The following is a 19,550-nucleotide window of genomic DNA, read 5'->3' as shown; positions in this document are numbered from 1 at the left end:
CTAGGCACGGGGTGCCCTCCTTCCCTGCGTCAGTCGGTCCAGGAACAGGCCCAGGCACACGATCGCCAGGCCGGAGGCCAGACCCAGGCCGAGCTCGTTCTGCGCCAGGCCGAACACCACGTCGAAGCCGAGCGATCCGGCGCCGACCAGCGCGCCCATGACGACCATGGACAGCACCAGGATGATCCCCTGGTTGACGGCCAGCAGCAGCGAGCCGCGGGCCATCGGCAGTTCCACCTTGCTCAGCAGCTGCCACCGGGTGGACCCCTGCGAGAGCGCAGCCTCCTTGGTGCCCGCCGGGACCCCGCGGACCCCGTCGTTGACCAGTCGGATGACCGCCGGGAGCGCGAAGACGACCGCGGCCACCAGGGCCGGGACCCGGCCGATGGTGAAGAACGCGACCGCCGGGATCAGGTAGACGAACGGCGGCAGCGTCTGCATGGCGTCCAGGATGGGCCGCAGGATCGTCGCGAACACGTCGCTGCGCGACATGAGCACGCCGACCACCACGCCCAGGACGATGGTGACCAGTGCCGCCACGAGCACCTGGGACAGCGTGTCCATCGCGTTGACCCACACGCCCAGGAGCCCGATGACCAGGAACGACGCCGCCGAGACGAGTCCCGCGCGCCATCCGGAGAAGATCCAGGCCAGGGCCGCGGCCACGATGAGCACGAACCACCAGGGCGAACCCGTCAGCAGGTTGCTGAGCGGGGACAGCACCCAGGTCAGCGTCCACTCGGACAGGGCGGCGGTGTAGGTCCCGATCCCGTCCTGCAGGGCCTCGTAGAAGGCGTTCACCGGCGCGCTCAGGTCCACGGAGAGGTCGCGCGGCCAGCCGCGCACGCCCATGGCCCGCGCCGCCGTGACCACGACGATCACCACGATCAGGCCCGCTCCCAGGATCGGCAGCTGAAACCGCGGGGCGATGTTCGGGGTGTGCGCCCCGTGGCCCACGGCGCCCGTCACGCGGTCCATCGCGATCGCCAGCATGACGATCGCCAGACCGGCCTGGAAGGCCTCGCCGACGTTGACCTTGGCCAGTGCCTGGTAGATCGCGTCGCCGAGGCCGCCGGCGCCGATGACCGACGCGATGACGACCATGGAGACGGCGAGCATGATGGTCTGGTTCACGCCCAGCAGGATGGTGCGCTTGGCCATCGGCAGCTGCACCTTGGTGAGGATCTGCCAGGGGGTCGAGCCGAGGGACGTCGTCGCCTCCACCGCGCCCTTGGGCACCTCGCGGATGCCCAGCGCCGTGATGCGCACCGCGGGCGGGATCGCGTAGACCGCCGTCACCACGGCCGCCGCCGGGTTCGCGATGCCGAACAGCAGCACGAACGGCAGCAGGTAGGCGAACGCGGGCATGATCTGCATGAAGTCCAGGACCGGGCGGATCACCCGGTAGAAGACGTCGCTGCGGCCGGCCAGGATGCCCAGGGGGATGCCGATCAGGAGCGCGATGGACACCGAGGTGATGATCAGCGCCAGCGTGGTCATCGACTCGTTCCACAGCCCCGTCAGCGCGAACACCGCGAAGGTGGCCAGCACCAGCAGGGCCACCCGCCAGCCGGCGACCCGCCAGGCGCCCAGGACGCCGATGACCGTGACGCCGGACCAGGTGAGCATGTCCAGGATCCGGTTGATCAGGACGACCGCGGAGCCCAGGCCCACCGAGACGTAGTTGAAGCCGTACAGGAACAGCGGGCTGGTGTTGCGGTTCTCGACGATCCAGGCGTAGACGCCGTCGAGCCAGGCCATGAACTCGTCGCCGATGCCGGTCGGGAACGGGCCCGCCCAGGAGGGGGATCCCAGGCGCCGGAACAGGAAGTATCCGGCCACGAAGACCACGATCACGGCCAGGGCCTGCAACCAGCGGTTGGACAGGACGTGGGGCTGTCGGGGGCCTGAGGCCCCTCCGACCCCTCCGGACCCGCCGGTGGCGGGTCGGGTCAGAGCGGCCATGTCACCCACCGTTCCCTGTCGGAGCCGGACCGCCGTGGCCGGTGGGCTTCGACGCACCGCCCGGTGCGGTCCCGCCGGACGTCCCGCCGGCGGCGCGCTCGGCGGGGTCGGTGGACTCGTCCGACAGCTCCTCGACGGTCTCCTCGATGGCCACGGCCACCTCGTTCTCGGAGAGCTGGTCCTCGGCGATGGCCCGCAGCACGTCGTCGCGGCCCACGTAGCCGAGGAGGGTGCGGCCCTCCACGACCCGCACGGGCGCGGTGCTCGCCGCGAGCATCGGCAGGACCTCGGCGAGGACGGTGCCCGGCTCGGTGACCGGGCCGTCCGTGCGCTCCCCGGGGTAGGCGTCGCGCACCAGCCACCGCGCGGTCAGCACGGTCGTGCGGGCGACGTCGGAGGTGAAGTCGGCGACGTAGGCGTTGGCCGGGCGGCCCACCACCTCCTCCGGGGTGCCGACCTGGACGAGTTCGCCGTCGCGCATGATGGCGATGCGGTCGCCCAGCTTCAGGGCCTCCTGGAGGTCGTGGGTGATGAACACCGACGTCTTGTTCAGCTCCCGCTGGAGCCGGGAGACCTCGTCCTGCATGTCGCGGCGGATCAGCGGGTCGAGGGCGCTGAACGGCTCGTCGAACATCAGCACCTCGGGGTCGACGGCCAGCGCGCGGGCCAGGCCCACCCGCTGCTGCATGCCGCCGCTCAACTCGCCGGGCCGCGCGTTCTCGTAGCCCGACAGGCCGACCATCTCGATCATCTCGCCCGCCCGGGCGTAGCGTTCGGCGCGGCCCATGCCGCGCACCTCCAGCCCGTAGGCCACGTTGTCGACGATGCGCCGGTTCGGCAGCAGGCCGAAGTGCTGGAACACCATGGCCATCTTGTGCCGGCGCAGCTCGCGCAGGCGCTGCTGGGTGGCGTCACCGATGTCCTCGCCGTCGAGCAGGACGTGCCCGGCCGTGGGTTCGATGAGGCGGCTCAGGCAGCGGATCAGGGTCGACTTGCCGGATCCGGACAGGCCCATGACGACGAAGATCTCGCCGGGGCGGACGTCGAAGGACACGTCGCGCACGGCCACGGTGCAGCCGGTCTCCTCCTTGATCCGGTCGCGGTCGGCCGTCTCCAGCTCGGTGCCGATGACCTTGTCGGCGTTCTTGCCGAAGATCTTCCACAGGTTGCGGACGGAGAAGGTGACATCGGTGCCGCCTCCGGGCGCTCCCTCTTCCTGGACGGTCTGTGTGCTCATCGGGTGGTCTCCTGGCGGTGGTCCTCGCGGATCAGATCGGCCGCGCGCTCACCGAGCGCGAGCACCATCACCATGGGGTTGGGGGTGGGCAGGGTCGGGAACACCGAGGCGTCGGCCACGCGCAGGCCCCGCAGCCCGCGTACGCGCAGGCGGGGGTCCACGACGGCGCCGCCGTCCTCGGCCGCGCCCATCCGGCAGGTGCCCGCCGGGTGGTACACGGTGTGCGCGGCGCGGCGGCCGTACTCCGACAGCTCCTCGTCGGTCCGGACTCCGGGTCCGGGGGCGACCTCGCGCTTGATCCACGAGCGGAACGGCTCGGTCGCGGCGACCTCGCGGGCGATCTTCAGGCCGTCCACGATGGTCTGCTCGTCGTAGCCGTCGGGGTCGGTGAAGTAGCGGAAGTCCAGCGCGGGCTTGGCCTGCGGGTCGCTACTGGTGAGATAGAGCTTGCCGCGCGAGCGGGACCGGGGGATGTTCGGCGTCATGCAGACCGCGTAGCCGTCCTCCGGCGACTCGTAGCCCAGTCGCTTCGTGTTGTCGTCGAAGGGGATCTGGTAGATGTGGAACATCAGGTCCGGGCGCGGGTCGCCGTCGTGGCGGCGGACGAACAGCGCCGCGTCGGAGTCCATGACGGTCTCCTGGGGCACCGGCCGGTCGGTCTCCCACATGATGATCGACTCGGGGTGGTCCAGGAGGTTCTCGCCGACGCCGGGCAGGTCGTGGCGGGCCTCGATGCCCAGGTCGCGCAGCTCCCCGGCGTTGCCCACCCCGGAGAGCATGAGCAGGCGGGGGCTGTCGACCGCGCCCGCGGACAGGACGACCTCGCGCCGGGCGCGGACCGTGACGCGTTCGCCGTCCTTGGTCGTGGCGCTGACCCCGGTGGCGCGGTCGCCGTCGAACTCGATCCGGTCCACCCACGTCTCCAGCATGACCGTGAGGTTCTCGCGCACGTCCATGATCGGGTGGAGGTAGGCGACCGAGGCCGAGGACCTGTATCCGGTATAGGGGTCGTAGGCGATGGAGAGGAAGCCCGCGCCGCCGGAGAAGCCGCCGCCGTGCGAGGTCAGGGCGTTGAAGTCCTCGACGAGGGGGACGTCCGCGGCCTGGGCGGCCGAGGCCACCCAGTCCTTGACCATGGCGTTGCGGTCCTTCTCCGCGATCGGGACGATGTTGCACTTGATCCGGTCGGCGTAGGACTGCACGGTCGCGTTGTCCCAGCCCTCGGCGCCCGCGGCGACCCAGTCGTCCAGGTCCTCCGCGAACGGCCGGAAGCTGATGAGCGTGTTGTGCGACGAGCAGCCGCCGAGCACGCGGGCGCGCGAGTGCAGGATGTGCGAGTTGCCGCGCGGCTGCTCGACGGTCGTGTAGCCGTAGTCGAGGTCGCTGTCCAGAACGCTCAGCCAGTCGCGCAGGCGCAGGACGTTCTCGTGGTCGCGGTCGTCGGGACCGCCCTCGATGAGGCACACGGTGGTGCCGGGGTCCTCCGTCAGCCGGTTGGCGATGACGGAGCCCGCTGTGCCACCGCCCACGATGACGTAGTCATAGGTGGCCTGGGTGTCGGACACGGCCTGTTCCTCTCGTTGTTGCTGAGTCGGGGGATAGCCCGGGGGGAAACCGACCTCTGCTGTGTTCTCGTGTGTTCGGGGAGTGAGTGGGGGCGGGCGGCGCGGCGCGCCCGCCGATCCGGCGGATCCGCCGCGGCGCCGCGCCGTCCCTCGTTGCGCGGCCGCCCCGGACCCGGCGTCCGGGGCGGCGCGGCGCGGCGGCTAACCGAACCAGCGCTGGGGTTCGGGAGCCAGGTTGCGGTAGATGTGCTTGGCCTCGCGGTACTCGTCCAGGCCGGCGAACCCGAGTTCGCGTCCGATGCCGCTGCGGCCGTAGCCGCCCCACTCGGCGCCGGGGAAGTAGGGGCCGTAGTCGTTGACCCAGATGGTGCCGTGGCGCAGGGCGGCGGCGACGCGCTCCCCGCGGGCGGTGTCGTTGGTCCACACGCCGCCGGAGAGCCCGTAGTCGGTGTCGTTGCCCAGCTCGATCGCCTGGGCCTCGGTCTCGAACCGCTCCACGGTCACGACCGGGCCGAAGACCTCGGTCTGGACGATGTCCATGGACCGGTCGCAGTCCACGAACACGGTGGGCCGGTAGAAGTAGCCGCGGGCGAGCGCGGGGTCGTCCGGGCGCTTGCCGCCGGCGATGATCCGGGCGCCCTCCTCCACGCCGCGGGCGACGGCGGCCTCCACCTTGGCGCGGTGCTCGGCCGAGACCAGCGGCCCGCAGCGCACGCCCTCGTCCTGGCCGCGGCCGATGCGGATGGCCTCGGCCCGGCGGGCGAGCTCGGTGGTGAAGGCGTCGTGGATGTCGTTGTGCACGATCAGCCGGGCGCCCGCCGAGCAGACCTGGCCGGAGTGGAAGAACGCGGCACTGAGCGCGTAGTCCACGGCGGTGTCCAGGTCCACGTCCGGGAAGATGATGTTCGGGTTCTTGCCGCCGAGCTCCAGGGCGACGGTCTTGACCGTCTCCGCGGCCGAGGCCATGATGCGGCGGCCGGTGGCCAGGCCGCCGGTGAAGGAGACCAGGTCCACGTCGCGGTGCTCCGACAGCGGGGCGCCGGCGTCGGGGCCGCTGCCCAGGACCAGGTTCACCACGCCCGCGGGGATGCCGGCCTCGGTGGCCAGCTCGACCAGCTTGCAGGTGGTGACGGGGGTGATCTCGCTGGGCTTGATCACCATGGTGTTGCCGGCCGCGATGGCCGGGGCCATCTTCCAGGCGAGCTGGAGCAGCGGGTAGTTCCAGGGCGTGATCATGCCGCAGACCCCGACGGGCTCGTACACGACCTTGCTGTGCACGCCCTCGGGAGCGGACACGATGCGGCCCGCGTCCTTGTCGGCGAGTCCGGCGTAGTAGCGGAAGACGTTGGTGACGTCGTCGACGTCGATCCCGCCCTCCTCGATGGTCTTGCCCGTGTCCAGCGACTCCATCACCGAGATCTCCTCGCGGTCGCGCTGGAGGAGGTCGGCGATGCGGTCGAGGACGCGTCCCCGCTCGTCGGCGGCGGTCTCGCGCCACTCCCCGGTGTCGAAGGCGCGCCGCGCGGCGGCGATGGCGGCCTCGCTGTCGGGGCGTCCGCCCTCGCTCACGATGGTGAGGACGGAGGCGTCGGCGGGGTTCAGGATCTCCCTGACACGGCCGTTGTGGGCGGCTCGCCACTGGCCGTCGATGTAGAGGCTCGTGGCCTCGGACGCGCCCGGTTCGGACAGGTAGGGCACGGTGGGCAGGGATACGTCGGGCTCGTTCACGGGTCCGGTTTGCCCAAGATCGGTGGTCACAAACTGCCTCGTCTCATACGACACTTTCGTCCCAAGGCTCCCACAAGCCCGTCTGAGCAGTGAAAACCACGCTCCGGGCGCACGCGAACCCGTGGTGTGAGTCACGTGTGCACAGCATCACCACGTCTACGCGCCCGGCCCGGCGTCCTGACGGACCCAAACGCGGGTCTGGGGAATACCAGGCCAAGAGTTTGACGTACATTTAGGTGTACCTAAGTGGATTCGCCCGGATCACGGGCGGCCATGGACCCGCCCGCCCCAGGACCGCGCCACCGCACCGGCGCACCCCTCGAGGAAGCGCATGCTGCTTGAACAGGAACGACGGGACGTCTGCCTGACCGCCCGTGCCCTCGCCGCCGGTACCGGTACCGCCCCCGGAGAATCGGGAACCGTCAGCGTCCGTAGCGGCGACCTGGTGGTCGTCACCCCGCACGGCGTCCCGCTCGACCAGCTCCAGGCCGCGGACTGCCCGGTGATGTCGCTGGACGACCGCGTGCTGGAGGGGCGCCGCGACCCGGCCGCCGAGGCCACCCTGCACCTGGCCGTGCACCGCCGGGCCGCCGACCACGGCGACGAGGTCACCGCGGTCGTCAACGCCTTCACCGCCGACACCGTCGCGGTGTCGGCGGTCCTGGCCGAACTCCCCCCGATCCACCACCGCGCGGCCGCCCTGGGCGGGGCGATCACCGTCACCCCCTACACGCTCTACGGCACCGGCGAGATCGCCGACCACGCGGTCAAGGCGCTCAAGGGCCGCGACGCCGCCCTGCTCGCCGGGCACGGCGGGCTCGCACTGGGGCACGGGCTGGAGCACGCCCTGGAGAACCTGCGCCTGCTGGACTGGCTCAGCACCGCGTACCTGCGGGCGCGCCAGGTCGGGGAGCCCCGCGCGCTCTCGGAGGACGAGCTGGCCCAGGTCCGCCACCGCGACACCTACGGCTGGGCGGGCCCGGACATCTGGTAGCCCCGCCGGTCAGGCGGCGGGGACGTCGTCCTCGTCGTCGGGGATGTCGTCGGGACGGGTCCACGCCAGGTAGGCGCACGGCGTGGAGCTGTGCACCATCAGGGCCAGCCACACCAGCGGCATCATCAGCTCGTTCGGGAGGTGGAGCACCTCCGGCGGGAGGATACTGGCGGCCGCCAGCAGCAGGAACACGGCCATCAGCAGCACGCCGGTGGTGTGGTGGCCGACGCGGGTCGCGTGGTCGCGCTCGACGCGCTGGCGCTCGTCCAGGGACTGGTAGCGCAGGCCCGTGCGCATGGCACGGTTGAGCTGCGTGAACAGGTACAGGTAGCCGCCGGTCGACGTGAGGAACGCCAGAACCAGCAGGAACGGGCCGTCCCCGTCCCGGAAGGTGAGCAGGCCGAGCAGCACGGCGCCGGTGAGGACGAACACGCCCATGAGCGCGGCGCCGACGCGCCGCCGCGAGCGCGCGGCCCAGCGGGCGCGGAGCCGGGGGTTCTCGGCGTTGATCCGGTTGACGTCCTCGAACTCGTCCCTGAGACGGGACGGCCGGAACTCGTCGATGACGGGGGCGATGAGGTCACGGATGGTCATGGGTCCGCCTTTCACGCACGGAGTCGGGTGGGGCCGGGGCGGGCGTCCGGGGGACGCGCCCTACTGGCCGATGCGGGGGAAGGGCTCGGTGGAGAAGACGACCTCCACCGGCACCTCGAAGTAGCGGGCGATCCGCATCGCCAGGTGGAGGCTGGGGCTGTACTCGCCCCGCTCCAGGTAGCCGACGGTCTGGTAGTGGACCCCCAGGGCCTCGGCCAGCGCGCGGCGCGACACCCCCCGTTCGGCGCGCAGCACCGCGATGCGGTTGTAGATCGTCTCCGAGCCGCCGGCCGCCGCCTTGGCTCGGCGGCCGGATCCGTTGCTCTTGTTCTCAGTAGGCACGCTTCATCGCCCTATCCCGCCCGTCTCCCACCATCACTTCGCGAGGGGGGCTTCCACCCTCAACGGAGGGGCCTCCGGCCCCAGCTCTTCCCGCCCGTCTCCCACCATCGCCCCCGGGGGCGCTTCGCGAGGGAGTGGGGCTTCCACCCTCAACGGAGGGGCCTCCGGCCCCAGCTCCTCTCCATGGCCGCCTGGACGCGCGACCCCGACTCCCGACGGGCCATCCGCCGCAGCACCCACGGCGCCACGAGGAACCCGACCACGGCCCACAGTGCCAGAACCGCGGCCACCTGGGGCAGCTGCCACGATCCGGCCATCTCCAGCGCGGCGTAGTCGTCGGGCAGCGCACCGGCGCGGACGCCGAGCCCCATCCAGTAGACCGGGATGAACAGCGCGGCCGTCCCCACCCAGTCGGGCAGGAAGTCCAGCGGGAAGAGGATGCCGGATCCCATCAGCAGGAACACGATCGGGACCATCAGGAGTCCCACGAACCTCGGGTTGGAGATGAGGGAGCCGGCGATCGCCCCGAACGGGGCCAGGGCCAGCGCGCCCAGCGCGCAGACCCAGACGAGGGTGGCCGCGGCGCCCCAGCTCGGCGGGCCGAAGCCCTCGACCAGGAACAGCCCGGGCACGACCATGAGCGCCAGCGAGGTCAGCACGATCCCCACGATGTGGACGACCTTGGCGACGGTGTAGCCGAGCATGCCGTGCGGCAGGGTCTTGGCGCGCAGGAGCGTGCCGTTCTCGCGCTCGGCGGACAGGACCTGGGCCACGGTCAGCATGGCCGCCATCACGAGGGTGAAGACCACGCCGCCGGTGTAGGTCACCGCGCCGTAGGTGGTGTCGGCCTCCTCCACCCGTCCGCGGGACATGAACGCGCCGAGGACGACGAACAGGACCGGCATGTAGAAGTAGCCGAACAGCTCCATCGGGCTGGCGAACGAGCTGCGGAACTCCTGCAGCCCGCGGGACAGGCCGGCGCGGACCGCGTTGGCCGAGGGGTTCATCGGATCTCCTTCACGAACTCGTGCGCGGCCGACTCGGCGTCGCCGGACTCGTACCGCGCGACCATGTCGAGGTAGATGTCCTCCAGGGAGGGCCGGACGACCCGCAGGTCGGCCAGGTCCTCGCCGAGCTCGGCGTGCAGTCCGGCGATGTGGCGGGCGGGGGCGTCGGTGACGTGGACGTGGCGCTGGTCGCCGACCCGCCAGGAGACCTCGCTCTCCCGCTCGACCAGCGCGGACAGCTGCTCCACGCTGCCGTCGGCGACGATGGTGCCGCCCGCGAGGATGAGGATGCGGTCGGCGAGCTTCTCCGCCTCGTCAAGGTCGTGCGTGGTGAGCAGGACCGTGGTGTCGTCCGCGTCGACGATGTCGTGGACGAGTTCGTGGAAGCTCCGCCGCGCCTGGGGGTCGAATCCGGCGGTGGGCTCGTCGAGGAAGAGCAGTTCGGGACGGCCGACCACGCCGATCGCCACGTCCAGGCGGCGGCGCTGCCCGCCGGAGAGCTTGTTGATCTTCGTGCCCGCCTGGTCGGCGAGGCCGACGCGCTCCAGGAGTGCGTCGGTGTCGTGGGGGCGCGCGCGGTCCGGGGTGGAGTAGGGCGCGTAGAAGCGCCCGAAGTGGACCAGGAGGTCGCGGACCCGCCAGCCGCCGTGGTCCCGCCAGGTCTGCAGGACCACGCCGAGGCGGGCGCGCCAGTCCTCACCGCCGTGTTCGGGGTCCGCGCCGAGCACGTCCACCGTGCCGGCGGAGCGCTTCCGGAACCCTTCGAGGATCTCGATGGTGGTGGTCTTGCCCGCGCCGTTGGGACCGAGGAGCGCGACCACCTCGCCCCGGCGGGCGGTGAAGCCGACGCCCCTGAGCACCTCGGCGGTGCCGTAGTTCATCCGCAGACCGCTGACCCGGACCACGGCGTCGGCGGGCTCCCCCGACGCCTGTGCCGCCGCCCGCGACACCTCTCCGGTCGGAGTACTCATCACAACACTCCATCCGTCCATTGTTCGTCTACTGCCATCGATAGTACATGTACTACAAACTGGAGCAGACGCACGTCCTTGCCGGCCGGGTTCCCTGGATGCGCCCCGCCTCGGCGGCGGGGGGCGAACGCGCACGTCGGGGGGCCGTCGGACGCGTGGCCGGATCCGGCCACACCACACCTGGGTACGGGTACTCGGTGATCGAGGGGGATCAGGGACGACAATGGTCGGGAACGTTCGGTTCAGGACCGCAGGAGGCCCCATGCGCTGCAGCTACATCCGGCTTCTCGTCAACGACTACGAGGCCTGCTTCCACTTCTACGCCGACATCCTCAAGTTCCCCGTGCTGTGGGGCGACGAGGCGAGCAGGTACGCGGAGTTCGACGTGGAGTCCGGGACGCGGCTCGCCATCAACCAGCGCGAGGTGATGGCCGAGGCGCTGGAGACCGACACGGCCGACCCCGAACTCCCCCACCAGGACCGGCTCGCGGTCGTCTTCCAGGTGGACGACGTCGACGCGACCGCCGCCAAGCTGGTCGCCGACGGCGCCCGCCAGGTCAGAGCGCCCTATGACTGGACGGCGTGGGGTGTGCGGGCCGCGCACTTCCGCGACCCCGACGGCTACCTGCTGGAGATCAACCACCCGCTCGTCCCCGTGGACCTCCCGCCGACCCCGCCGAGCCCCTGAGACCCCTCGGCCCCGGACCCCACCCGCCGAGCCCGCACGTCACCCGGCGAGGTGGTCCACCAGCAGCTCGTTGACACGCTCGGCGCGCTCGACACCGAGCAGGTGGGCGGCTCCGGAGACCACCTCGAACCGGGTGTCGGCGATCCCGTCGGCCAGCCGCCTCCCGTGGCCCGGCGGTACCAGCGCGTCGTGCGCCGCCGAGACCACCAGCGTCGGCACCCGGACCGCGGAGGCCAGGTGGCGCTGGTCCATGTCCGCGACCGCGTCGCAGATCGCGGCGAAGGCGCCCGCGTCGGTGCGCAGGAAGTCCTCACTGAAGCGCTCGGTGACGTCGGGGTGGTCCTCCGCCATGTCCGGGGTGAACCACGGCAGGACGACGTCGGAGGCCACCGACTCGATCCCCGACTCCCGGACACGCGCGGCCACCCGGTCCCAGCGGTGCGGTCGGGGGGTGCGCGGCGCGGCCGCGAGCAGCGCGATCCGCTCCAGTGTCCGGGGCGAGTTGGCCGCGATCCACACGAGCAGGGCGGCGCCGAACCCGGCGCCGACGGCCGACACACGGGTGAAGCCCCGCTCCTCCAGGAGGCGCAGGATGTCCAGGGCCATGTCCTCGACGGAGTAGGGGCCCTCCGGTGCGGGTGAGAACCCGTGCCCGCGGTGGTTGATCCGCAGCACCTGGTGATCGCGCGTGAGCTCGGGGATCTGCGGCTCCCACACCGACATCCTGGTGCCGAAGGGCGGCACCAGCAGGACGACGGGGGCGTGCCGTGGACCGTCGAGTCGGTACTGCAGCGGAATCAGGGCCATGGAACCTCCGAGTCACCAGGACTCCCAGGCTATCCGGAGTCCTTTCGGGGGATCCAACGGCTTCCTGCCCTTCGCGCGAAGTGGAGGACAGTCGTTGACCGCTGTTCTTCCTACTGTCGTGTCCAGATCCGAAGGAACGACGGGAAACGGTGATCAGGATGACGACTCGGACCGAGAACACGCGGACGGCCGACACCGAGCGCGAGGCGCTGCTGCGCGTGCTGGAGGAGCAGCGCGGAAACCTCCGGTACGCGGTGCGCGGGCTGACCGACGAGCAGGCTCGGCGCCGGACCACGGTCAGCGCCCTGTGCCTCGGCGGTGTGGTCAAGCACGTGGCGCGCGGCGAGAAGCACTGGGTGCGGTTCATCCTGGAGGGCGACCCGGGCACGGACTACGAGTCCCCGGAGACCTACGCCGTGCACGAGGACAGCTTCCGGCTGCTGGAGGGCGAGACCCTCCAGGGAGTGCTGGAGGAGTACGAGCGGGTGGCGGCGAGCACCGAGCGGATCGTTCGGGACCTGCCGGACCTGGAGGTCACGCAGAAGCTGCCGACCGCCCCGTGGTTCCCGGAGGAGACCTCCTGGACCGCCCGCGAGGTCCTGCTGCACATCATCGCCGAGAACGCCCAGCACAACGGCCACGCCGACATCATCCGCGAGGAACTGGACGGCCAGAAGACGATGGGCTGACCCGGCCGCGTGCCCGGCGCACGGCGTGACCGCGTGACGGTGTGACCGCGGGCCCCGCACCGGCGCGGGGCGCGCGGTCACACCCCGACGGGCGGCAGGTCCAGCGCGGCGAGTCGGTCGGGATCGGCCAGGACGTCGATGGCGGCGATCCGGCCGCCGGAGACGGTGAAGGCCATGACGGCCATCGGCCGCCCGTCCGGCGCGACGAGCGCGCCGGCGGCACCATTGACCAGCACGGGGTGCAGGTACGGGGAGAGCGCCGCGGTCCGGACCGCCTGGCCGGTGACCTCCCGCGGCCCCCGGAGCACGAGGGTCAGTCCCGGCCGGGCGTCGCCGCCGTCGGAACGGAGGACGACGTCGGGCGCCAGCGTGGCCACGAGCGCGTCGAAGTCGCCCTCGCGCGCGGCGGCGAAGAAGGCGTCGACCGCGTCGCGCTGGCGGCGCAGGTCAGCGTCGGGTACGGGGGCCCGGTCCCGCACCCGGCGGCGGGCGCGGCTCGCGAGCTGGCGCACGGACGCGGAGGAGCGCTCCAGGACCTCGGCGATGTCGTCGAAGGGCACGGCGAACATGTCGTGCAGGACGAAGCAGAGCCGTTCGTCCAGGGAGAGGGTCTCCAGCACCACCATCATCGCCAGCCCCACGGAGTCCGCCAGCAGGGCCTCGTGTTCGGGGTCGGCGCCGTCCTCCGGGCCGACGACGGGGTCGGGCACGTGCGGCTCCATGGGCGTCTCGCGCCGTCGCTCGCGCGAGCGCAGCGTGTTGAGGCACACCCGGGTGGCCACCGTGGTGAGCCACGCGCCGAGGCTGTCGACGTGGTCGCCGCCGACACGGTCGAGCCGCAGCCAGGTCTCCTGGACGGCGTCGTCGGCCTCGCTCAGGGAACCGAGCAGCCGGTAGGCCAGCGACCGCAGCCGCGGCCGGTGCTCCTCGAACCGCTCCGCCAGCTCGTCGTGGTCCACCGTCTCCACCTTCCGCGCGGGGCCTCCCAGCGTAGGCCCGGCCCCGGGGACCCGCCCGCCAGGGCCGGGAAACGGTGCCGCGCGCCGGGTACGGGGGGGTCAGGGCCGGCGCGGCGCACTGGTGGTGACCACGGCGGTGATCCACGCGGCGGCCCAGACGGCGCCGACCGCGAGCGACGCCCACGCGGCGGGACTCCCCGCGGGCTCGCCCAGGCCGGGGGCCAGACCGGTGGCGCGCGCGGCGAACGTCGCCACCCCGGCTCCCACCAGCAGCGCGCCCGCGCCGTTGGCCACGAGCAGCGGTAGGCGCCAGAGGGCCCGGGCGGGCGGGCGCAGCAGGGCGAGGACGAGCAGAACCATGACCGCGCCCACGGCGGCGTTGGACAGCTGGCCGCCGACGGCGTCGTAGACCTCGTAGGCCTCCGGCGAGGCGGGGAACCCGGGCATGCCGAGTTCACCGCGCAGCGCGAGGTGGACCTTCGAGGCGGCGTAGGCGGCGGCGCCCGCCGCGGCGACGACGACGGCCGCGGTGTGTCGGTCCATGGACCCATCATCCGGCGCGGGGGCCGTCGGGGGCCTCACCCCCCGGCGGGACCGCCGTCCCCCGCGCGGGGGAGGCGGTCGACCGCCCCTCGCCAATCTGTATATTTTTCTATACAGTTGAGGAATGGCGATTCTCGAGCACACCCAGAAGATCAGCGTCACCGATGCGGCAAGACGTGGCGTCGCCGGCATCGTGCACGACGCGGAACAGGGAACCGAGGTCATCGTGACCCGCCGGCACGAGCCGGTCGCGGCCGTGGTCGCGTTCTCCCGACTCGCGGAGCTGGAGCAGGCGGAGGCGGACCTGAGGGACCTCGCCCTGGTCATGGCACGGGAACTCACGGACACCGGACGGCGGACCGCACTGGACGACGTACTGACCGCCTTCGGGCACAGTCGTGCCTCTCTCGAAGAAATCCCCGAGGACTGATGGCCGAGATCACCTTCACCGACGCCGCGATCGACGACCTGCGGCGACTCGGCCCGGACGCCGTGCCCAAGGTACTGAAGAAGATCCTCCTGCTGGAAGAGAATCCTGAGGCCGGGTACCCGCTAGGAGGTGAACTCACGGGATTCCGGAAACTGGTCGTGGGACGCAACACGTGGCGCGTCGTGTACCGCGTGACCGAAGGAAAGAACGTGGAGATCTGCGAGGTCTGGGCCGTAGGCCCCCGCGCGGACGCCCAGGTCTACGCCGAGGCCTCCCGGCGAGTCCGCACGGCGTCGAATGACGACCCGGTCGCCCAGCACCTCGCCGCCGTCATCGAACACCTCGGCGCACCAGCGGGAGTGCCCCGAGGGGAACCGACCCCTACGAGAGAACCCGTCCCGGACTGGCTGGCCGAACGCCTGCTCCACACCGTCGGGCTGCTCCCTGAGGACGTGGCGGCGCTCGATCTGGAGCAGGCGGTGGATCTCTGGGCCGACTTCCGTTCTCGGCCCCGCTGAGCCCGGTTCGCGGTGGCGGGAAACGCGACGGGGACGCCCCCACCCTTCGGTGAGAACGCCCCCGGCAAGAGGTGGCGAGGGTCGCCTCCGCATCCCCCCTCAAAGTACGGAGGCGACCCCCGCTCTGGGAAACGGCCTGCGACTCCTCCCCCCGGGAGTCGCGGCCTGAATGGTCTGCCACGAGGAACGATCTCGTCGTTCCTTGTTGATAGAGACACTACCCACCGCACCCTCGAAGGACAACCCTCTGTCACGGAGAACTACTTAAAGTGATCGTCATTGTCGTACAGGGCTGACGCCAATGAGCTGTGGGCAGTGTCAACCCGGGGTCATGGCGGGCCGCTCGACGAGCACGCATAGCCTGGTCCGGTGAGATCCGCACTCCTCAGCCCACGGTGGATCGGCCTGCACGTGCTGGCCGTCCTCGCCCTCGTCGTGTGCGTCGCCGGCACGTACTGGCAGTCGGTCCGCGCCTTCGAGCCCGACCGCGACGTCGTCACCAACCCCGTCGCCGACCTCGAGGCCGCGGAGGATCTCGACGCCCTGCTCGTCCCCGGCGAGTACGCGCACCCCGACTCCTACGCCAACACGGCGGTCACCGCGACCGGGTCCTTCGACACCGGCGCCCAACTCCTGGTGCCCCGCGAGCACGACGGCGTCGAGGGCTTCGACGTGGTGCTGCCCCTGGTCACCGGGGACGGCGTCGCGCTCGCCGTCAACCGCGGCTGGACCGGGGACCCCGACGACGTCCCCGCCGCACCGGAGGGCGAGGTCACCGTCGCGGGCTGGCTGGTACCGCCCACCACCGCCCCCGACGGCATCGTGCCGGTGGAGGTCCCCGAGGGCCAGGTCGAGCGCATCGCCCCCTCGGTCCTGGTCAACGAGTGGGACTACCGCCTCTACGAGGGCCACCTGACGCTACCCGCGGAGGACCCGGCCACCGCGTCGCTCGTGCCCTCACCGCCGCCGGAGCCGCCCACGGGCGTCACGATCAACTGGCGCAGCCTCAGCTACACCTTCCAGTGGGCGCTCTTCGGCCTGTCCGCGGTCGCCTACTGGGCGATCAGCGTGCGCCGGGAACTGCGCGCGGAGCGGTCCCGGCGGGAGGGCGACGGCGAGGAGGAGACGGTTCAGGCGGCCGCGGGCTCCTGAGCCCGCTCGGCCTCCTTCGCCCGCTCAGAGCGCACCACCCGGTGCTCGACCACGAACCCGAGCACCGGGATCGTGCCCGCGAGCACCACGCCCAGGGTGCGCCCCGCGCCCCAGCGGCGGTCCAGCGACACCCACAGCACGACCAGCACGTAGGCCATGTAGATGTAGCCGTGCGGCATCGCGATGAACAGCATCAGCGGCGACTCCGGCCCGAACCAGTGCTCCCACCCCTGCGGGGCCGGCACCAGCGCGAACATCGAGTCCTCTCCGACCAGGTACTTCGCGGGCATCGCCACGAAGGTCAGACCCAGCAGGAAGACTCCCGTCACGTACGCGAGCACCCGGTACAACGCGAACGACACACGCCTCTTGTCCACGGCGACTTCACCCAATTCAACGACGACCGCCCCGATCGGGACCGTCTTCGAGACTAAGCCCGCCCGTCGCCCACCACCGCCCGGGGGCCGCTCCGCGGACCATGAGGGCTACCACCCTCAACGGACACCTCCGGCGCAGCACTCCCGCCGGGTGGAACGACTCCGCTCCGGGGTGGGCGATCAGGAACGATCTCACAACGGGGCCGGTCAGGACTTGTTCGAGACGCGGATCGGGCTGCTCCAGCGGCCGTCGGAGCTGGCGGTCCAGGCCCTCGGGATCATCCGCAGCGACAGGTAGGCGTCCACCAGCCGGATCGGGAAGAAGAACAGGCCGTAGAGCAGGTACGACGGCCTGCGCCGCACCATCGCCATGACGCACGTGAGCATGTAGTCCGGCACGAACAGGCCGATGACGATCGCCGTCAGCGGCAGGAACGCCGACACCGCGGTGAAGCCGTCCCCGAAGTACGGAACCGTGAGGGCGGTCTCGCCCCACAGCGTGCCGACCAGGACGAAGACGCCGATCAGGGTCGTGGCCAGCAGGGTGAACGCGACCACGACGACCTCGACGATGTACAGCGCCAGCGCCAGCCAGAACACGCTGGCCCACACCCTGTGGCGCCGCACCGTCTGCCAGAATCCGAGCGTCCAGCGCCCGACCTGCTTGTAGTAGTCGCGGAAGGTGAACGGGTCCTGGCTGTAGGCCTTGGTGTCCGGGCGCATCGAGATCTTGCCGAGGCGCTTGCGCTGCACCTCGAACGTCATGTTGAAGTCCTCGATCACCAGGCCCTTGGGGTTGATGTCCACCTCGCGCAGCGCACTGCTGCGGTAGACGCTCGCGAACCCCGGCACGATGAAGGACGTGTTGGTGCGCTTCCAGGTCTGGCCGAACCGCATGAAGTACTGGAGCAGGAAGTACAGGCGGTCCCGGTAGGAGGAGATCAGCCGACCGACGAACGTGCGCTCCCACGGCTTCCACTCCGAGACGACGAACCCGGCGACGGCCGCGACCGCGGGGTCGCGCAGCTGCCGCTTGGCGCCGCGCACGTAGCCCTCGTCGAGCTCGGTGTCGGCGTCCAGGATCACCACGCCGTCGTAGTGGTCGGTGAGCGCGAACTCCTCGATCACCGCCTCGATGGCGCCGGCCTTGCCCCGGTTGGTGAGGAGTTCGAGGACGTTGACGCCCGTGTTCGCGGCGATCTCCGCCGTGGCGTCCCCGGAGGAGTCGGAGACCACGTAGATGTCCCAGCGGTCGAACAGGCGCAGCGCGGAGGCGATGGCCCCGTCGATGACCGGCTCCTCGTTGTGCGCCGGGATGACGACGGCGAGCGAGAGGTCCTCGTCAACGGCCGCCTCCACTCCTCCGGAGCCGCGTTCCGCCACGTCGGAGGACTGCTGACCGGTATCGGCCAGGGCCGTCGCAGCGCCCTCGGCGTGGCCGGAAGCGGACAGCTCCGAGGCGCTCCCGGAGCCGCCGGCAGCACCGGCGGCGACCAGGACCCGGTCCCCGGAACCCTCCCGGGACACCGCCCGGCGCCCTCCGGCACGGGGCCTCCTCCTGAGGACGGACCTCGCGGTCTCCTCCGTCAGGCGGAGCAGCCCCATGGCCGTCCACAGCAGGAGGTTCGCGCCGAAAGCCAGCCACAGGAAGGCATAGGCGAGCGCACCGCCGGCCGCGGCGGCCAGCCCGGAGGCGTAGGAGAACCAGGAGAAGAAGAGCACGACGGTCAGCACCAGGGCGACCAGCCCCGTGAGCAGCCCGGCGGTGTAGCGCACGATACGCACGGCCTAGAACTCCTCCGAAGATCAGTGGTTTCGGACCGACAATAACCCAAAAGGTCGGCGATAGGTTGACGCACTATGACACCGGCAGGTTGACCCGGGTTGGCGTCCTATGTAGGCCACGCAAATCGTATCCACGGGCTTGCGGGAGGTGGTACCCATTAGAAGATATTTGGGAGGAAGACCGAGGGGCTCATGATGCCAGTGGTTCGTTCACGGCTGCCCGGGGACACGCGCGCACCGCTCGGCCACCTCACTCGAGGAGAAGGAGAACGCCCGGCGTGATCGGCGACCCCACTGCCACGTCGTCGCCCGTTCCTGACCGCGCGAACCAGGGCCGGGCACACAGCGCAACCGACACGTTCGCGCCTGTGACCAGCACTGACACCGGCAACATCCGAGTGGCGATCCACCAGCCGCACTACCTGCCGTGGCTGGGCCTGATCGACAAGATCGACCGATCCGACCACTTCGTCGTTCTGGACACTGTTCAGTACGAACGGCGTGGTTGGCAGAACCGAAACTACGTCGTGGGTCGCGCGGATCCGATCCTGCTGACCGTGCCGGTGACTCAGGGACACCGGACGGATCGCATAGTGGACAAATACATAGACAACACGCAGCAATGGAAGCGGAAGCACTACAAGGCACTGGCCGAACACTGTTACCGAAATGCTCCGTACTGGGACGACTACGCGGAAGAAATCGCCCGTTTGTACGAGAGCGAGTGGAAACGAGTCGCGGACCTGGCCCTGGAGACCACACGGCTGCTGTTGCGCGGTTTCGGCATCACCACGCCGCTGCTGCGCACCAGCGAGATGGGAGACCTCGCCGGCACCAAGAGCGAACTCCTCGCCCGGATCTGCGCCAGGACCGGAGCGGACACACTCGTCTCGGGATCCGGGTCCAGGGACTACCTGGACCCGGGGATCCTGCGCGACCACGGGGTCCGCGTCGAGTGGCAGGACTTCCGCCACCCGGTGTACCGCCAGCACACCCGCGGCCCCGGGGACTTCGTGCCCCGGTTGTCGGCCCTGGACCTCCTGCTCAACACCGGCCCCGACGCTCTCCGCGTGCTCCGGCAGGCACGCGCGCACGCCTGACCCGCCGCCGGCCCCGAGCCAGCACCCCGGGTCCACCGCCCGCCCACGACAACGGGCGGCCCCGCACCACTGACTCGGGAACGACCCGACATCCCACAC

At 71.1% G+C, this 19,550-nt stretch carries 20 protein-coding genes; 7 read left to right on the top strand and 13 right to left on the bottom strand.

The genetic code is table 11. The annotated features are described in order from the left end of the window. From HNR10_RS17025 to HNR10_RS17010, 4 genes are all read right to left on the bottom strand, one after another. The gene (locus tag HNR10_RS17025; RefSeq protein WP_179824734.1) at nucleotides 1-1,965 is read right to left on the bottom strand and encodes an ABC transporter permease; all 1,965 of its coding nucleotides are present in this window, start codon (nucleotides 1,963-1,965) and stop codon (nucleotides 1-3) included. Between the two features lies 1 nt (nucleotide 1,966). Further along, nucleotides 1,967-3,202, bottom strand: coding sequence for a quaternary amine ABC transporter ATP-binding protein (locus HNR10_RS17020; protein WP_179824732.1), 1,236 nt, complete (start codon nucleotides 3,200-3,202; stop codon nucleotides 1,967-1,969). Beyond that, nucleotides 3,199-4,767, bottom strand: a complete 1,569-nt coding sequence (locus tag HNR10_RS17015) for a GMC family oxidoreductase (RefSeq protein ID WP_179824731.1) — start codon at nucleotides 4,765-4,767, stop codon at nucleotides 3,199-3,201. Before HNR10_RS17015 ends, HNR10_RS17020 begins: the two co-directional genes overlap by 4 nt. Before the next feature lie 201 nt (nucleotides 4,768-4,968). Next, complete coding sequence (locus HNR10_RS17010; RefSeq protein WP_179824730.1) at nucleotides 4,969-6,495, bottom strand: aldehyde dehydrogenase family protein; 1,527 nt, start codon at nucleotides 6,493-6,495, stop codon at nucleotides 4,969-4,971. Between the two features lie 331 nt (nucleotides 6,496-6,826). Between HNR10_RS17010 and HNR10_RS17005 the strand changes: the two genes are divergently transcribed. Further along, nucleotides 6,827-7,489: a class II aldolase/adducin family protein gene (locus tag HNR10_RS17005; RefSeq protein WP_179824729.1), complete on the top strand. Its 663-nt coding sequence runs from the start codon at nucleotides 6,827-6,829 to the stop codon at nucleotides 7,487-7,489. Between the two features lie 9 nt (nucleotides 7,490-7,498). Here the strand turns inward: HNR10_RS17005 and HNR10_RS17000 are convergent, their stop codons facing one another. From HNR10_RS17000 to HNR10_RS16985, 4 genes are all read right to left on the bottom strand, one after another. Next, nucleotides 7,499-8,083: a hypothetical protein gene (locus tag HNR10_RS17000; protein WP_179824728.1), complete on the bottom strand. Its 585-nt coding sequence runs from the start codon at nucleotides 8,081-8,083 to the stop codon at nucleotides 7,499-7,501. A 60-nt stretch (nucleotides 8,084-8,143) separates the two neighbouring features. Further along, on the bottom strand, nucleotides 8,144-8,425 hold the full coding sequence (locus tag HNR10_RS16995) for a helix-turn-helix transcriptional regulator (protein WP_179824727.1): 282 nt from the start codon (nucleotides 8,423-8,425) through the stop codon (nucleotides 8,144-8,146). Between the two features lie 149 nt (nucleotides 8,426-8,574). Further along, nucleotides 8,575-9,432 carry an ABC transporter permease gene (locus HNR10_RS16990; RefSeq protein WP_179824726.1) on the bottom strand — a complete coding sequence of 286 codons (858 nt, stop codon included), beginning with the start codon at nucleotides 9,430-9,432 and terminating at the stop codon, nucleotides 8,575-8,577. Continuing rightward, nucleotides 9,429-10,403, bottom strand: a complete 975-nt coding sequence (locus HNR10_RS16985) for an ABC transporter ATP-binding protein (protein WP_179824725.1) — start codon at nucleotides 10,401-10,403, stop codon at nucleotides 9,429-9,431. Before HNR10_RS16985 ends, HNR10_RS16990 begins: the two co-directional genes overlap by 4 nt. 262 nt (nucleotides 10,404-10,665) lie before the next feature. Here HNR10_RS16985 and HNR10_RS16980 point away from each other — a divergent pair, with 262 nt between their 5' ends. After that, nucleotides 10,666-11,091: a VOC family protein gene (locus HNR10_RS16980; RefSeq protein WP_179824724.1), complete on the top strand. Its 426-nt coding sequence runs from the start codon at nucleotides 10,666-10,668 to the stop codon at nucleotides 11,089-11,091. A gap of 39 nt (nucleotides 11,092-11,130) precedes the next feature. Here HNR10_RS16980 and HNR10_RS16975 read toward each other — a convergent pair whose 3' ends face one another. Beyond that, nucleotides 11,131-11,898 carry an alpha/beta fold hydrolase gene (locus tag HNR10_RS16975; protein WP_179824722.1) on the bottom strand — a complete coding sequence of 256 codons (768 nt, stop codon included), beginning with the start codon at nucleotides 11,896-11,898 and terminating at the stop codon, nucleotides 11,131-11,133. 158 nt (nucleotides 11,899-12,056) lie between these two features. Between HNR10_RS16975 and HNR10_RS16970 the strand changes: the two genes are divergently transcribed. Next, nucleotides 12,057-12,587 carry a DinB family protein gene (locus tag HNR10_RS16970; protein WP_179824719.1) on the top strand — a complete coding sequence of 177 codons (531 nt, stop codon included), beginning with the start codon at nucleotides 12,057-12,059 and terminating at the stop codon, nucleotides 12,585-12,587. A 77-nt stretch (nucleotides 12,588-12,664) separates the two neighbouring features. Here HNR10_RS16970 and sigJ read toward each other — a convergent pair whose 3' ends face one another. Next, complete coding sequence (sigJ, locus tag HNR10_RS16965) at nucleotides 12,665-13,546, bottom strand: RNA polymerase sigma factor SigJ (protein WP_179824717.1); 882 nt, start codon at nucleotides 13,544-13,546, stop codon at nucleotides 12,665-12,667. Between the two features lie 99 nt (nucleotides 13,547-13,645). After that, on the bottom strand, nucleotides 13,646-14,089 hold the full coding sequence (locus HNR10_RS16960) for a hypothetical protein (protein WP_179824715.1): 444 nt from the start codon (nucleotides 14,087-14,089) through the stop codon (nucleotides 13,646-13,648). Between the two features lie 124 nt (nucleotides 14,090-14,213). Here HNR10_RS16960 and HNR10_RS16955 point away from each other — a divergent pair, with 124 nt between their 5' ends. From HNR10_RS16955 to HNR10_RS16945, 3 genes are all read left to right on the top strand, one after another. Continuing rightward, entirely contained in the window at nucleotides 14,214-14,519 is a 306-nt protein-coding gene (locus HNR10_RS16955) for a prevent-host-death family protein (protein WP_179824713.1), read from the top strand. Beyond that, nucleotides 14,519-15,037 carry a type II toxin-antitoxin system RelE family toxin gene (locus HNR10_RS16950; RefSeq protein ID WP_179824711.1) on the top strand — a complete coding sequence of 173 codons (519 nt, stop codon included), beginning with the start codon at nucleotides 14,519-14,521 and terminating at the stop codon, nucleotides 15,035-15,037. Before HNR10_RS16955 ends, HNR10_RS16950 begins: the two co-directional genes overlap by 1 nt. Before the next feature lie 369 nt (nucleotides 15,038-15,406). After that, entirely contained in the window at nucleotides 15,407-16,189 is a 783-nt protein-coding gene (locus HNR10_RS16945) for an SURF1 family protein (RefSeq protein WP_179824709.1), read from the top strand. Here the strand turns inward: HNR10_RS16945 and HNR10_RS16940 are convergent. Together HNR10_RS16940 and HNR10_RS16935 are read right to left on the bottom strand one after the other, a co-directional pair. Next, nucleotides 16,168-16,566: a DUF3817 domain-containing protein gene (locus HNR10_RS16940; RefSeq protein ID WP_179824706.1), complete on the bottom strand. Its 399-nt coding sequence runs from the start codon at nucleotides 16,564-16,566 to the stop codon at nucleotides 16,168-16,170. The genes HNR10_RS16945 and HNR10_RS16940 overlap by 22 nt on opposite strands. A gap of 207 nt (nucleotides 16,567-16,773) precedes the next feature. Further along, a complete protein-coding gene (locus HNR10_RS16935) occupies nucleotides 16,774-18,351 on the bottom strand; it encodes a glycosyltransferase (RefSeq protein WP_179824704.1) in 1,578 nt (525 codons plus the stop codon). A gap of 392 nt (nucleotides 18,352-18,743) precedes the next feature. On the opposite strand from HNR10_RS16935, the gene HNR10_RS16930 reads away from it, so the two are divergent. Continuing rightward, entirely contained in the window at nucleotides 18,744-19,451 is a 708-nt protein-coding gene (locus tag HNR10_RS16930; RefSeq protein ID WP_376769795.1) for a WbqC family protein, read from the top strand. Nucleotides 19,452-19,550 lie beyond the last annotated feature (99 nt).

It is taken from the genome of Nocardiopsis aegyptia (genome assembly GCF_013410755.1).
Classification (GTDB): Bacteria; Actinomycetota; Actinomycetes; order Streptosporangiales; family Streptosporangiaceae; genus Nocardiopsis; species Nocardiopsis aegyptia.
This window is presented reverse-complemented; position numbering and strand designations above follow the sequence as displayed.